Origin of the sequence: Flavobacterium soyangense (assembly GCF_015277675.1) — a bacterium.
Taxonomy (GTDB): Bacteria; Bacteroidota; Bacteroidia; order Flavobacteriales; family Flavobacteriaceae; genus Flavobacterium; species Flavobacterium soyangense.
In genome coordinates this window covers 1-15984 of sequence record NZ_JADHEC010000009.1, presented here as the reverse complement: position 1 = coordinate 15984, position 15984 = coordinate 1, and the positions used below count along the sequence as shown (strand labels likewise).

11 protein-coding genes and 2 pseudogenes are annotated in these 15984 nt (G+C 37.1%); 9 read left to right on the top strand and 4 right to left on the bottom strand.

The annotated features are described in order from the left end of the window. Window positions 1-23 precede the first annotated feature (23 nt). From rpoC to IR213_RS05715, 3 genes are all read left to right on the top strand, one after another. Window positions 24-4334 carry a DNA-directed RNA polymerase subunit beta' gene (rpoC, locus tag IR213_RS05725; protein ID WP_194311355.1) on the top strand — a complete coding sequence of 1437 codons (4311 nt, stop codon included), beginning with the start codon at window positions 24-26 and terminating at the stop codon, window positions 4332-4334. A 3-nt stretch (window positions 4335-4337) separates the two neighbouring features. Further along, complete coding sequence (locus IR213_RS05720) at window positions 4338-4649, top strand: DUF3467 domain-containing protein (protein WP_194311354.1); 312 nt, start codon at window positions 4338-4340, stop codon at window positions 4647-4649. Between the two features lie 289 nt (window positions 4650-4938). Beyond that, a complete protein-coding gene (locus IR213_RS05715) occupies window positions 4939-5310 on the top strand; it encodes a hypothetical protein (protein WP_194311353.1) in 372 nt (123 codons plus the stop codon). 88 nt (window positions 5311-5398) lie between these two features. Here the strand turns inward: IR213_RS05715 and IR213_RS05710 are convergent, their stop codons facing one another. Together IR213_RS05710 and IR213_RS05705 are read right to left on the bottom strand one after the other, a co-directional pair. Beyond that, a complete protein-coding gene (locus tag IR213_RS05710) occupies window positions 5399-6988 on the bottom strand; it encodes a peptide chain release factor 3 (protein WP_194311352.1) in 1590 nt (529 codons plus the stop codon). Between the two features lie 227 nt (window positions 6989-7215). After that, entirely contained in the window at window positions 7216-8553 is a 1338-nt protein-coding gene (locus IR213_RS05705) for an erythromycin esterase family protein (RefSeq protein ID WP_194311351.1), read from the bottom strand. Between the two features lie 410 nt (window positions 8554-8963). Here IR213_RS05705 and eno point away from each other — a divergent pair, with 410 nt between their 5' ends. The 6 genes from eno (at window position 8964) to IR213_RS05675 (ending at window position 14621) form a co-directional block, all read left to right on the top strand. Further along, entirely contained in the window at window positions 8964-10256 is a 1293-nt protein-coding gene (gene eno / locus IR213_RS05700) for a phosphopyruvate hydratase (protein WP_194311350.1), read from the top strand. A gap of 144 nt (window positions 10257-10400) precedes the next feature. Next, window positions 10401-11684 carry a citrate synthase gene (locus tag IR213_RS05695; protein ID WP_194311349.1) on the top strand — a complete coding sequence of 428 codons (1284 nt, stop codon included), beginning with the start codon at window positions 10401-10403 and terminating at the stop codon, window positions 11682-11684. 93 nt (window positions 11685-11777) lie between these two features. After that, window positions 11778-12692, top strand: coding sequence for a dimethylarginine dimethylaminohydrolase family protein (locus tag IR213_RS05690; protein WP_194311348.1), 915 nt, complete (start codon window positions 11778-11780; stop codon window positions 12690-12692). A 72-nt stretch (window positions 12693-12764) separates the two neighbouring features. Beyond that, window positions 12765-13133 (top strand): four helix bundle protein, encoded by a 369-nt coding sequence (locus tag IR213_RS05685; protein WP_194311347.1) that lies wholly within the window; start codon window positions 12765-12767, stop codon window positions 13131-13133. 64 nt (window positions 13134-13197) lie between these two features. Next, entirely contained in the window at window positions 13198-14136 is a 939-nt protein-coding gene (ctlX, locus tag IR213_RS05680) for a citrulline utilization hydrolase CtlX (RefSeq protein WP_194311346.1), read from the top strand. A 119-nt stretch (window positions 14137-14255) separates the two neighbouring features. Continuing rightward, the gene (locus IR213_RS05675) at window positions 14256-14621 is read left to right on the top strand and encodes a CoA-binding protein (protein WP_194311345.1); all 366 of its coding nucleotides are present in this window, start codon (window positions 14256-14258) and stop codon (window positions 14619-14621) included. A 246-nt stretch (window positions 14622-14867) separates the two neighbouring features. On the opposite strand, the pseudogene IR213_RS05670 reads toward IR213_RS05675, so the two are convergent. Next, a pseudogene (locus tag IR213_RS05670) lies at window positions 14868-15488 on the bottom strand (sodium:solute symporter); the annotation flags it as partial. Window positions 15489-15884: 396 nt separating this feature from the next. Continuing rightward, window positions 15885-15984, bottom strand: a pseudogene (locus IR213_RS05665) (IS982 family transposase); the annotation flags it as partial.

The window sequence follows — 15984 nt, the reverse complement described above, 5'->3', positions numbered from 1 at the left end:
TAAATAAATCAATAGTAAAAACTATGATGAATAATAGAAATACCAATAAAGATAAGAATCCTGTAAAAAGATTCAATAAAATTTCAATAGGACTAGCTTCTCCTGAATCTATCTTGAAAGAATCAAGAGGTGAAGTTTTGAAGCCGGAAACCATCAACTACAGAACTCACAAACCAGAACGTGATGGTCTTTTCTGCGAACGTATTTTCGGGCCAGTTAAAGACTTTGAATGTGCTTGTGGTAAATATAAAAGAATTCGCTACAAAGGAATCATCTGTGATCGTTGTGGTGTTGAAGTTACAGAGAAAAAAGTACGTAGAGACAGAGTAGGACACATCAACCTTGTTGTGCCAATTGCTCACATCTGGTATTTCCGTTCTCTTCCAAATAAAATAGGTTACATATTAGGTCTTCCATCTAAGAAATTAGATATGATTATCTATTATGAAAGATATGTTGTAATCCAAGCCGGTATTGCTAAAACTCCGGAAGGAGAATCAGTAAAAAGATTAGACTTTTTGACAGAAGAAGAGTATTTGAATATTTTAGACACCCTTCCTGCTGACAATCAATATTTAGACGATTTTGATCCAAATAAATTTGTTGCCAAAATGGGAGCAGAATGTATTATGGATTTGTTAGCTCGTATCGATTTAGATCAATTGTCTTATGACTTGCGTCACTCTGCAAACAACGAAACGTCAAAACAACGTAAAACTGAAGCATTAAAGAGATTGATCGTAGTGGAATCTTTCCGTGAGTCTAACTTGAACCGCGAAAACCGTCCAGAGTGGATGATTATGAAAGTGGTACCTGTTATTCCACCAGAATTACGTCCTCTTGTGCCTCTTGATGGTGGTCGTTTTGCGACTTCAGATTTAAATGATTTATACCGTCGTGTAATCATTCGTAACAACCGTTTGAAAAGACTAATGGAGATTAAAGCTCCAGAAGTTATCTTAAGAAATGAAAAACGTATGTTGCAGGAATCTGTAGATTCACTTTTCGATAATACAAGAAAGGCTTCTGCCGTAAAAACAGAATCCAACAGGCCATTGAAATCACTTTCGGATTCCCTTAAAGGAAAACAAGGTCGTTTCCGTCAAAACTTACTTGGAAAACGTGTGGATTATTCTGCTCGTTCGGTAATTGTTGTTGGACCTGAATTGAAATTATCTGAATGTGGTATCCCAAAAGATATGGCTGCAGAATTATACAAACCTTTCGTTATCCGTAAATTGATAGAAAGAGGAATTGTAAAAACAGTAAAATCTGCAAAGAAAATAATAGACAAAAAAGAGCCTGTAGTATGGGATATCCTTGAAAATGTAATCAAAGGTCACCCAATATTACTGAATCGTGCTCCTACTTTGCACAGATTGGGTATACAAGCCTTTCAACCAAAATTAATTGAAGGGAAAGCAATCCAATTACACCCTTTAGTTTGTACTGCATTTAATGCAGATTTTGATGGGGATCAAATGGCAGTTCACTTGCCGCTAGGACCAGAAGCAATTTTGGAAGCTCAATTATTAATGTTGGGTTCTCATAATATTCTTAATCCTGCAAATGGTGCGCCGATTACCGTACCTTCTCAGGATATGGTTTTGGGGTTATACTATATGACCAAAGAACGTTTGTCTACTCCAGAACACAAGATTTTAGGAGAAGGCTTAATATTATATTCTGCTGAGGAAACCAATATTGCCTTAAACGAAGGACGTCTAGAATTGAATGCTCGAGTAAAAATTCGTGCAAAAGATTTTAATGAAGCTGGTGAATTAGTTTACAAAATTATCCAGACTACTGCCGGTCGTGTATTGTTTAACGAAGTAGTACCGGAAGCTGCAGGATATATCAATGATGTATTGACTAAGAAAAACCTAAGAGACATTATCGGACACGTGTTAAGCATGACCAATGTGCCTACAACAGCTGCCTTCTTGGACAATATGAAAGACATGGGATACAAATTTGCCTTCAAAGGTGGATTGTCATTCTCATTGGGAGATATTAGAATCCCAGATGAAAAACCAAAATTAATTGCAGACGCCAGAGAGCAAGTTGAAGGTATTTCTGCAAATTATAATATGGGTCTTATTACCAATAACGAACGTTACAACCAAGTTATTGACGTATGGACTTCAACAAATGCACAGCTTACAGAAACAGCAATGAAAAACATTAGAGAAGACCAGCAAGGTTTCAACTCAGTGTATATGATGCTTGATTCTGGAGCGAGGGGTTCCAAAGAACAAATTCGTCAGTTAACCGGTATGCGTGGTTTGATGGCTAAGCCAAAAAAATCTACTGCTGGTGGTGGTGAAATTATTGAAAACCCGATTCTTTCCAACTTTAAGGAAGGTCTTTCAATCCTTGAGTATTTTATCTCTACTCACGGTGCACGTAAAGGTCTTGCGGATACGGCTTTGAAAACGGCTGATGCGGGTTACTTAACAAGAAGATTGCATGACGTTTCTCAGGATGTAATTGTAAATACAGTAGATTGTGGTACTTTAAGAGGTGTTGAAGTTTCAGCATTGAAAAAGAACGAAGAAATCGTGGAAACTTTAGGCGAAAGAATCTTAGGACGTGTTGCATTGCAAGATGTTATAAATCCTTTGACAAATGAGCTTATCATCGAAGCAGGAGAGCAAATTACCGAAGCATACATGAAATTAATCGAGGCTTCTCCAATCGAAAAATTAGAGGTACGTTCTCCATTAACTTGTGAAGCATTGAAAGGAATTTGTGCTAAATGTTACGGTAGAAACTTGGCAACAGGAAAAATGACCCAAAAAGGAGAAGCAGTGGGTGTAATTGCCGCTCAATCCATTGGAGAACCTGGTACACAGTTAACATTACGTACATTCCACGTAGGTGGGGTTGCGGGTGGTATTTCTGAAGAATCCAGTATCGTTACAAGATTTGCCGGTAAATTGGAAATCGAAGATTTAAAAACTGTTAAAGGTGAAGATAACGAAGGAAATGCAGTGGATATTGTAGTATCTCGTTCTACTGAGTTGAAATTGGTTGACGAAAAAACAGGCATCTTATTAAGTACAAACAACATTCCTTACGGATCCAGCATCTTTGTTAAAGATGGTGCATCGGTAACAAAAGGAACAACTATTTGTAAATGGGATCCATATAATGGAGTTATTGTTTCGGAATTCACGGGTAAAATTGCTTACGAAGATTTAGAGCAAGGACAATCATTCATGGTTGAAATTGATGAGCAAACAGGATTCCAGGAAAAAGTAATTTCTGAAGCCAGAGCAAAAAAATTGATTCCTACTTTATTGGTTTACGGTAAAGACGGTGAATTGATTCGTTCTTATAACTTACCGGTGGGTGCCCACTTGATGGTAGAGAATGGGGAGAAAATTAAAGCAGGTAAAGTATTGGTTAAAATCCCACGTCGTTCTTCTAAATCAGGAGATATTACAGGAGGTTTACCAAGAATTACCGAGTTGCTTGAAGCTCGTAACCCATCTAACCCGGCTGTAGTTTCTGAAATCGACGGGGTTGTTTCTTTTGGAAAAATCAAAAGAGGAAACCGTGAGATCGTTATCGAATCTAAATTTGGTGAGGTTAAGAAATACTTGGTGAAATTATCTAGCCAAATATTAGTACAAGAGAATGACTTTGTAAGAGCAGGTGTACCATTGTCTGATGGTGCAATTACTCCGGAAGATATTTTGAGAATTCAAGGACCCGCTGCTGTTCAACAGTATTTGGTAAACGAAATTCAAGAAGTATACCGTTTGCAAGGGGTAAAAATAAACGACAAACACTTTGAAGTAGTAATACGTCAAATGATGCGTAAAGTAAGAGTACAAGATCCAGGTGATACTTTATTCCTAGAAGAACAATTAATTCATACCAAAGATTTTATCGTTGAAAATGATAAATTATACGGAATGAAAGTAGTTGAAGACGCTGGAGATTCAGGTGTGTTAAAACCAGGACAGATTATTTCTCCTCGTGAATTGCGTGATGAAAACTCACTATTGAAGCGTACAGATAAAAATCTTGTTGTGGCTCGTGATGTAATCACAGCAACAGCTACTCCAGTTTTACAAGGTATCACGAGAGCATCGCTTCAAACGAAATCGTTCATCTCGGCTGCATCATTCCAGGAAACTACTAAAGTATTGAACGAAGCTGCTGTTGCAGGTAAAATCGATTACTTAGAAGGATTGAAAGAAAATGTAATCGTAGGTCACAGAATTCCTGCCGGAACCGGTATGAGAGAATATGACAATACCATTGTAGGTTCGAATGAAGATTACAATGAAATGATGGCAAGTAAGGAAGAATATATTTATTAAGACATGAACAATCAAAAACCACAACAAGGACAGCTCGATATTGAGTTGGATGAAAAAACGGCTGAAGGAATTTATTCTAATTTGGCAATCATCAACCATTCCTCATCGGAGTTTGTACTGGATTTTGTATCTATCATGCCTGGTATTCCTAAAGCTAAAGTGAAATCAAGAATTGTCTTGACTCCGCAACATGCCAAAAGGTTGTTGAAAGCCATTGGAGAAAACATTCACCGTTTTGAAGTCGCCCACGGCGAAATAAAAGACACAGAACAACCTCCAATCCCTCTAAACTTTGGTCCTGCGGGACAAGCATAATCTATAAAAGGCTCCGGAAACGGAGCCTTTTGCTTTTGTCACCTTTTGTCGGCTGTCATCCTTACATATAACAAAATAATAAATCTGTGATTCATCGTTAAATATGTAATCTAAATACACCCGCTATTAATGGGCTTTTGGCATATTTAACACTTTTCAATATGTGTTTTTTGTGATTTAAACGAGTATTACGGTGATTCATCGAAAATATTTTTTAGTAGAATAGGTTTGATTTAGTTTTGACCTCAGATAAGAGAAACAAAATTAATCTCTGCTTAAAATAAACAGTATGAATCATTTTTCTAAACAAGACAGAAACCAAAAAATCACTATGCTTTTAATGGTGTTCGCTTTTGTTTTAGTATCCAATGTGAAGGCATTTGCTCAGACTGCAGTAGAATACAATAATACTATTTCAAGTGCTACAATAGCTAGTACTTCAACTGATATGAATTCAATAAAACAAGAAACAGTATCTAATGCTTCTAATATGAATTTTGTGCTTTGGTTTATGGGATCTAAACAAGACCCAAATGTAAAAGTACTTCCAGCCGGTGAGAACACAAAAAAACAATTTATGACTTCTGGAATGGCTCCTAACCGTTTGTTGATCAAAGCTTTTTTGAAGAAAGCTGTAAACTTCGAGAGTGCTGTAGCTTAAGTAAAATTTTTAATTCTTAAAAAAAAACGCTAATTCAACAATTAGCGTTTTTTTTATAATTTCTGAGTTGAAAAATTTTACTTTCAATTTACTCAAACTCCGAAGTAAAAAACAACTTCACGTTTGGGTATTTATTCTGCGTCATTTGTATCGTGAAATCTGAATCGGCAAGGAAAACCAATTGACCATACTTATCGTGGGCCAAGAATTTTTGCTTGATTCTTCTAAATTCTTTAAACTCTTCGCTTTTTGGATCATTGGGTTTTACCCAACATGCCTTGTGAACCGGGAAATTCTCATAAGTACATTTAGCGCCATATTCGTGTTCCAAGCGATATTGTATTACCTCATATTGAAGTGCGCCTACAGTTCCAATTATTTTTCGGTTATTCATTTCCAGTGTAAACAACTGAGCAACGCCTTCATCCATCAACTGATCGATTCCTTTGTCAAGCTGTTTGGCTTTCATTGGATCGGCATTATTTATATATCTGAAGTGTTCTGGAGAGAAACTCGGAATCCCTTTAAAACTCATGACTTCACCTTCGGTCAGCGTATCTCCAATCTTGAAATTTCCAGTATCGTGCAGTCCTACAATATCACCAGGATAGGAGATATCGACGATTTCTTTCTTTTCTGCAAAAAAGGCATTTGGACTTGAGAATTTTAAATTCTTTTTCTGACGAACGTGGTAATAAGGCTTGTTTCTTTCGAAAGTGCCCGAAACAACTTTTATGAAAGCTAAACGGTCGCGGTGTTTTGGATCCATATTAGCGTGGATTTTAAAAACAAATCCGCTCATTTTTTCTTCCTTTGGGTCAACCAATCTTGTTTCCGATTCTTTGGCTCTTGGCGAGGGTGCAATTTCAACAAAGCAATCCAAAAGCTCTCGAACCCCGAAATTATTCAAAGCCGAACCAAAAAATACCGGTTGCAGTTTTCCGTCCAAATAATCCTGGCGGTCAAACTTTGGATAGACTTCGTCAATCAGTTCTAATTCTTCCCTTAGTTTATAGGCTGGTTTTTCGCCAATAATTTTCTCCAGCTCCGGACTTTTTACATCCGAAAAAGCGATGGTTTCTTCGATATTTTTGCGGCTGTCTCCACTAAACAAATTGATGTTTTCTTCCCACAAATTGTAGATTCCCTTGAAGTCATAGCCCATTCCTATTGGGAAACTAAGCGGCGTAACAGTCAAACCTAATTTTTGCTCCACTTCGTCCATCAGGTCAAAAGCATCTTTTCCTTCTCGGTCCAATTTATTGATAAAAACGATGATTGGAATTTTTCGCATGCGGCACACAGCCACTAATTTCTCCGTTTGTTCTTCGACTCCTTTAGCAACGTCAATCACCACAATAACACTGTCTACCGCTGTTAGGGTTCTAAAAGTGTCTTCGGCAAAATCTTTGTGTCCAGGTGTATCGAGAATGTTTATTTTTTTGTCCTTGTAAATAAAGGCCAAAACGGATGTTGATACCGAGATTCCTCTCTGGCGTTCAATTTCCATAAAGTCACTCGTCGCTCCCTTTTTGATTTTGTTGTTCTTTACCGCACCCGCTTCCTGAATGGCACCTCCAAAAAGGAGTAGCTTTTCCGTCAGGGTTGTTTTACCGGCATCGGGATGCGAGATTATCCCAAAAGTTCTTCTTCGCTGTATTTCTTCTAAAAAGCCCATATTTGTATCAATAGGCTGCAAAAGTACTATTTATAAATGCCATTTGAAAAAAATTGTACAATGTATATAAGACATTAGTTCGCAACGGTTCGTTAGTTCGAGTGATTCCGCTTTTTTTGCGGAATTGTATCGAGAACCATTGCATCAGTGAATCTTCTCAATAAATCCCGCCCAAAAGCGTGATACTCGAAGAGACAAAGAATGTTTAAACTAATCTTGAAAAACCATCACATTCCAAAAGGATAGGTTTCGGGAATTTGACCACCATCTGCTTCAATGTGCATTGGATGTAAAGCGTTAGTTTCATCAATGAAAATAAAAGCATCATATCTCTCCGGTAAAATGGAAGGGACGTAATTGCCGAAGCGTTCGTGCTCCGGATTATAAACCACACCAATGGCACGATGACCTATAGGATCAGCCACACATTTTTCGTTCTTGATTTTGTTCAGGAGCAACAATCTGTTTTTCCCGTTGCAGGCATGATGAAAATCGTTTTCCCAACTTCCTTCAACAGCATTGGGAACTCGTATTTTTCGCATGGCATCTCCCCAGCTTCTTGCTGCAACAACGCTTCCTTTGTAGGAACCAAATCCTACAGCTACTACTCCGTCATCTGCAAATTGTTCCTTCAACAATTGTCCCACATTAACCATTCCTTCTGATGCCATATCAGTGGCTCGGGCATCGCCTATGTGGGTGTTGTGCTCCCAAACGATAGTTTTTGCGGCTTTGCCATGATAATCCATCAGTCTTTCTAAAGTGGAAACCATGTGTTGGTCACGGATATTCCAAGAGGCTGAACCCCTTTTAATCATTGCCCGATAGTATTTTTCGGCATTTCTGACCACATAAGCATTTTGTTCCGTGCTCATTACATTTTCAGGATCCGAATTGTAGCTCTCAACCCTGCTTCTTATCTTTGTTAGCATATGAATCACGTCTTTTTCGCATAATTCCGGAACGAGTGCAGAGGCTCTAGCATAAGTTTGGCCTTCATCTCTGCCGAAAGGCTCAAAACATTTCATTACCTTTTTAGCGGCAATCAGCGCTACGGGGTCATTTTTCTCCAAATATTGAATGATGGAATGCATCGATTCCCTGAAACTATAGACATCCAGACCATAGAATCCCACTTTTTTGTTCGCAGGCAAATTTTCGTTGAAATTCTTGAGCCAGTCAATAAAAGCAGCTACTTCCCAATTCGCCCACATCCAGGTAGGCCAGCGTTTGAAATCATCGAGTACACTGTAAATGTCTTTTCCGGAATTTAGATAGCCTTTGGCAAAACGATTCAACCTGTAACAATCGGGCCAGTCACCTTCAACGCCAACAAAATAAAATCCTTTTTCCTTAATCAGGCGTTGAGTAATTTTAGCTCTCCATGTATAATATTCATGGGTTCCATGTGAAGCTTCACCAAGTAGTACATATTTGGCGTCACCAATATATTCCATTAGCGGATCTAAATCTTCCGAATTTTCTAAAACAGAAGAAGTTCGGCTCAATAATTCCACAATTTTGTTCGAATTAATATTGAGAGTAGGATTTGCTGTTGTTCTCATCGTGTTTATTGTTAAATGATACAATTAAAATAAGAGCAGGCAAAATAGGTTTTTGGCGGAAGTAGAGCAATATATAAAGTTAAGCTATATATTTGATAATGAGAAATTTTAGTGGTAATTTTTTTTTAATACATTTCAAAAAAAAATGGAGGTATGTCCAATTTTCTTAATATTCCCTTAATGGTTTAAAAAAAAAACGGAAGCAACAGTAATCCTCGCTACAGCGCCTCTAAAACCTACTTTTTTTAGCGAATTCGGAAAAATAATTACTGAAAGGGACCAAGCCCTTTCTATTTAATACATTATAACGTTTTCGTTAATAACATTAATCGTTTTTGATGTACCATTAATTATAGAAATAATATATTTGTAACGCAATAAATTATATTTCAACATTTAAAATAAGAAAAATGAGTATTATTATCAAAATTCACGCAAGACAAATTTTCGATTCAAGAGGAAATCCTACCATAGAAGTAGATGTAGTTACAGAAAACGGTGTTTTAGGAAGAGCAGCTGTTCCATCTGGTGCTTCAACTGGAAAATTCGAAGCAGTGGAATTACGTGACGGAGGAAAAAACTTTCTTGGAAGAGGAGTTCTAAAAGCGGTGGAAAATGTAAATACTAAAATCGCCGAAGAATTATTGGGAATATCAGTTTTTGAACAAAATCTGATTGACCAGACAATGATTGATTTAGACGGTACACATAACAAATCAATATTAGGTGCAAATGCTATTCTTGGTGTTTCACTTGCTGTTGCAAAAGCTGCTGCCAATGAATTAGGATTGCCTTTATACAGATATATTGGTGGTGTTTCGGCAAATACATTGCCTGTTCCAATGATGAATATCATCAACGGAGGATCTCATTCTGATGCACCAATTGCTTTTCAGGAATTTATGATTATCCCAGTAAAAGCAACCTCTTTTACACACGCTTTGCAAATGGGAACAGAAATTTTCCATAATCTTAAAAAAGTATTGCACGACAGAGGTTTGAGTACTGCTGTAGGTGACGAAGGTGGCTTTGCTCCAAACTTGGCTGGTGGTACCGAAGATGCTTTGGATACTATCAAAAAAGCGGTGGAAGCTGCTGGTTATAAATTTGGAGACGAAGTGATGGTTGCTTTAGATTGTGCTTCTTCTGAGTTTTACGTTGATGGAAAATACGATTATTCTAAATTTGAAGGTTCAACAGGAAAAATCAGAACTTCTGCAGAGCAAGTGGAATATTTGGCTGAATTAGCGGCTAACTATCCAATTATCTCTATCGAAGACGGTATGGATGAAAACGACTGGGACGGATGGAAATTGCTTACCGAAAAAATTGGAGAAAAAGTGCAACTAGTTGGAGATGATTTGTTTGTGACCAATGTTGAGCGTTTGTCAACCGGAATTGAAAAAGGAATCGCCAATTCAATTTTGGTAAAAGTAAACCAAATCGGAACTTTGACTGAAACCATTGCAGCCGTAAACATGGCAAAAAATGCGGGTTATACTTCAGTAATGTCACACCGTTCAGGAGAAACAGAAGACAATACGATTGCTGATTTGGCTGTAGCCTTGAATTGTGGTCAAATTAAAACCGGTTCGGCTTCACGTTCAGACCGTATGGCTAAATACAATCAGTTGTTGAGAATTGAGGAAGAGCTTGGAAATACTGCCTATTTCCCTGGTAAAAACGCTTTCAAAACTAAATAATATAGTGCAATTATAATGCAAATAGCCTTCCGCTGATGTGGAGGGCTTTTTTTTTATATATTTTAGTGATTTTGTGACTAGTGTGACTTTCTATTAGCGTAAATTTTCTTATTTTTGAAAAAATAAAATAATTTAATATTAATTATGTCAAAAGTAGCAACATTAGAAATTGATGGCAATAAATACGAGTTTCCACTATTTGTTGGAACAGAAAACGAAGTAGGTATTGATATCAATAAATTACGTGATTTGTCAGGAGCAATCACTTTAGATCCGGGCTTTAAAAATTCAGGAGCTTGTACAAGTGAAATCACTTTTTTGGACGGAGAAGAAGGAATTTTGCGTTATAGAGGGTATTCAATAGAAGAATTAGCAGACAAAGCAGATTTTCTTGAAGTATGCTATTTGTTAATCTTTGGAGAATTGCCTACTAAAGTACAATTGGGGGAATTTGAAACTCATATTAGAAAATATACCCTAGTCAATGAGGAAATGAAAAACATCATTGACGGTTTTCCAAAAACTGCTCACCCAATGGGGGTTTTGTCCGCCTTGACAAGTGCTTTGATTGCTTTTAATCCTTCGGCAGTAAATCCAGAAAACAAAGACGAATTGTATGAAGCCGTATGTAAACTTATGGGAAAATTTCTTGTAATCGCCTCTTGGACTTACAGAAAAAGTATGGGCTATCCTTTGAATTATTATGATAATACTCTTGGATATGTTGAAAATTTTATGCAATTGATGTTTAAATTGCCAACAGAACCCTACAAAGCAAATCCAATAATTGTTGAAGCCTTAGATAAATTGTTTATCCTGCATGCTGATCACGAGCAAAACTGTTCGACATCGACCGTGAGAATGGTTGGTTCTTCCCATGCTGGATTGTTTGCCTCTGTTTCTGCCGGAATTTCTGCGCTTTGGGGGCCATTACATGGAGGAGCAAATCAAGCGGTTCTCGAAATGCTGGAAGAAATTCATGCAAACGGTGGCGATGCCGATAAATATATGGCGAAAGCCAAAGATAAAAATGACCCTTTTAGATTGATGGGTTTTGGACACAGAGTTTATAAAAATTTCGATCCAAGAGCTAAAATCATCAAAAAAGCAGCAGATGAGGTTTTAAAAACACTAGGCGTTGAAGATCCCATTTTGGGCATCGCCAAAAAATTAGAAGAAGCAGCCTTAGTTGATGATTATTTTGTATCCAGAAAACTATATCCAAATGTCGATTTCTATTCCGGAATCATTTACCGCGCTTTAGGAATCCCGACGGATATGTTTACCGTAATGTTTGCCATAGGACGTTTGCCGGGATGGATTGCACAATGGAAAGAAATGCGAGAAAAGAAAGAACCTATCGGAAGGCCTAGACAGATTTATACTGGCTATGGACTGAGGGATTTTGTTTCTTCGGACAAACGTTAAAATATTTTTAGAAAGCTTCGCAAAATGCGGGGCTTTTTTTATCTTTGGCACACGAGCTATGCGAACTGACGAAGTAAAACACAATTGACTACTATGCTGGGACTAAACATAAAAAATGAAACTTCAAGACTGCGAGCGGTTGTTTTGGGCACTGCAATTAATAACGGATCCACGCCATCAATTGAAGAAGCATATGACCCCAAATCACGGGAACATATCCTAGCGGGAACCTACCCAAAAGAAGAAGATATGATACATGAAATGGAGGCTTTTGACCGGGTTTTCAAGAAATATGGGGTTACCGTTTTTCGCCCCGAAATAATAGAAAATTACAATCAAATCTTCGTGAGGGACATTGGTTTTGTTATTGATGATGTCTTTATAGAATCCAATATTTTACCGGACAGAGAACGAGAACTAGATGCTATTCAATATATAATTGACCAGATTCATCCGGATAAAGTTATTCGTCCGCCTTCAGAAGTTCATATAGAAGGAGGTGATGTAATGTTATGGAAGGATTATGTTTTTATTGGAACCTACAAAGGCAGTGACTACAAAGATTATATTACTGCAAGAACAAACACTCAAGGCGTACAATACATCCGGGATTTATTTCCCAATAAGATAGTTAAGGAATTCGATCTGGTAAAATCTAAAATAGAAGCAAGGGACAATGCCCTGCATTTGGATTGTTGTTTTCAGCCTGTGGGCAAAAATAAAGGAATAATTTACAAAAGAGGATTCCGCGAAGAAGCCGATTATCTTTTTTTAGTGAACCTTTTTGGCCCTGAAAACCTCTTTCATATTAACAGAAAAGAAATGTATCATATGAATTCCAATGTATTTTCTATAGATACCAATGTTGTAGTTTCTGAAAAAAAATTCAAGCGACTCAACACTTGGCTTCGCACCAATGGTTTTACCGTGGAAGAAATTCCCTATGCCGAAATTGCCAAACAAGAAGGATTATTAAGATGCTCCACCTTGCCATTAATTAGAGAATGAGAAATGTTTTATGTTGTAGGTTGTAAGTTGTAGGTTAAGCCAGATTTACAGCCTATTTAAAACGAAAGTGTTATGAAAAGTTATAAGGATTTAGAAGTTTACAGTTTAGGTTTAGAGTTGTTTTATAGGTGTCATTCTTATTCTTTAAAATTGCCAAAAAACAAGATGTATGAATTGGGGAGTCAATTGAGAAGGTCTTCTGATTCTGTTCCTACGAATATTGTGGAAGGTTATGGAAGGAAAAAGTATAAAGCTGATTTTGTGAAATTCCTAACTTACTCTTACGCCAGTTGTCTCGAAACTGTCTTTCATATCAAAAAAATTGCTAAATTATATCCTGAAATTATAGAAAATGAACAGGAATTCATAAATAGATACAATGAATTAAGTGCTAAAATTTATAATTTCATAAAGTATGTTGAAGAAAATTGGAAAACATAACCTACAACCCACAACCCATAACATACAACATATAACTTACAACCCATAACACCCAACCCTTCCAATGAACCAAACAACAAATTCTATCTTAATGATTCGTCCCGTGGCATTTCGGATGAACGAACAAACTGCCGTAAACAATTATTACCAAAAAGTACTTGATGGCTTGTCAAAGGAAACTGTGAACACCAAAGCACAAGAAGAATTTGATGCATTTGTGCAAAAACTCCGAATGGTAGGAGTCCATGTAATCGTAATCGATGATACCCAGACTCCGGACACGCCAGACAGTATTTTTCCGAATAACTGGATTTCTTTTCACGAAAATGGAGATGTGGTTTTGTACCCCATGTTTGCCGAAAATAGAAGAGAGGAACGTCGTGAAGATATTCTGGATATTCTCGAAGACCATGGTTTTGTTATTAACGAAATTATGGATTACACTTCGGCCGAAGAAGACGGATTCTATCTCGAAGGTACCGGAAGTTTGGTTTTAGACAGAGAAAATAGCAAAGCCTATTGTGCCTTGTCCCCTCGTGCAGATGAAGAACTGTTTATTGAATTTTGTGAAGATTTCGAATATTCTCCAGTAATATTCGAAGCTTTTCAAACAGTAGAGGGAGAACGAAAACTCATTTATCATACCAATGTGATGATGTGTGTTGGTGAAACCTTCGCCGTGATTTGTGCCGATTGCATTGATGACAAGAAGGAACGAAAAATGGTTTTGGACAGTCTCAGAGGAGATGAAAAAGAAATCATTCTGATTACGGAGGCCCAAGTCAATAATTTTGCCGGAAATATGCTCGAACTAAAAGGAGCAGATGACAGACGTTATTTGGTAATGAGCAGCTCAGCCCATCAGAGTCTTACCAAAAAGCAAATTGCCCAATTAGAAGAACATGTCACCATCCTGAGCTCCAGTCTCGATACTATCGAAGCCTGCGGTGGAGGAAGTGCCCGATGTATGATGGCAGAAATTTTCCTTCCAAAAGGAGAATAATTTAATTCCCAATAAATGATTGCAAGTGACATGTGTCAACAATATTGGCTCCCAAAGCCTTAATCATCTTAATCTCTTAATGATTCAAAAAATCACTAACTAAATTGTACTTTTGCCAAATGAAAAATAAAAAAACATTGGTTCTCGGTGCCAGCGCAAAACCAGATAAATATGCTCACAAAGCCATTACAATGCTGGTCGAAAAAGGACATTCCGTTTTAGCTATTGGCCAAAATGCCGGTGAAGTGGCAGGAATAAAAATCCAAACCAAAGCCATTCCATTAAAAAACATAGATACGATTACTTTGTATCTGAACCCAACACGCCAACGTGATTATTACAATTACATCGTAGAATCAAAACCAAAACGTGTGATTTTCAATCCCGGAACAGAGAATCCGGAGTTCTACCAATTATTGGAACTCAATAGTATAAAAGCCGAAGTAGCTTGTACTTTAGTGTTATTGACTACAAATCAGTATTAATGCTTGAAAGCTTTCGGCCTTTTAATGGCTGAAGCTTTTAGCGTTTTTTCTAAAGTCAAAATTCATTTATTTATATTGGTGCAAACCTGCTTAATCCTTGTATTCGCTATCCGAATCTGAGTTTATCTGTGTCCTAAATCGGACCTATAAAATGATTTTAACTTTTAGGCAAAACGCACTAGAATCAGTGCAAATCCGTTTAATCTGAGGACTATTATCAACTATAGCCTGCTAATGGATTTTCAACTAAAACCACGTTTCCTCCACCGCAGGTTTACCAATCAAACACAAGCCAGCAAATGCAATCAGGGTATTGACGATAATCAATTCATTGTCAAAGACATATCCGAAAAATAATGTTGCCTAATTTTCACTAATTAGCAGGGTGAGAAGGGGCGATAACACACAGATTAAAGGCACCCACTTGTCTTTGACTGTTTTTGACTTTACGAATAATCCAAAAGTATACAGCCCTAAAAGCCGACCATAAGTGTAAGAAGCGACCTTGAAAATCATTCCCACCACTGAACTGTCGTTAATGGCGTTAAAAAAGATAATTACCAGGAACATCAGGAACGAAAAGTTGAGATGCACAATATGTCGGCGGCGTACTATATTGGGATTATTTTGATTTTCAGTCTTTTCCATTCCCAAAAAATCAACACAAAAAGAAGTGGTAAGTGCTGTCAAAGCGGAATCGGTGGCGGCAAATGTAGCGGCCGTCAGCCCTAACAAAAACACGACCGAAGGCACAATACTCAGATGATGAAAAGCAATTTCGGGGAATAATAAATCGGTTCGGGGTTTGCCGGTAACCAAATCAGTAGGTACACCGATACCATTTTTCTCGGCATAAATGTATGTTAGTAGCGTTTTTTTAAATATATAGTTTTCGGGGTTTGTGTTTGTTAGTTTATCCCCTCATTCAGTATTTGCAGCATGTTATTGGTTTAAACCAGGCTGTTTTTTTGACGAATTGCACTACAGTATTTCATTTTTTACCATTCGGTTTTTTTAGAGCTTCCTTTTCGTTTATGATACAGTATATTACTTAAACTTTCAAAATTTACAGATTTAAATTAACCTGAGGTTGTAATTATCAAAACCGTCAGTTCGAGTGTTTTTTTTTGTAAGTGAAACGAGACAAAAAATGTATCGAGAACCGTTTTTAATAAAATCTGTCTTGTTCTCGAAACGATTTTCTATTGAAAATCACTCGAACTGACGATAAATTATTATTAAAAACTAACCCGTTGGGTGTAATTAAACTATTTGTGTTTTAATATTGTTTATTGGTCTTTCAAAAATAAATCTATTGATGAATTGAACCAAAGTTAAAGCTGTTATTTTAGCTAAAATTCTT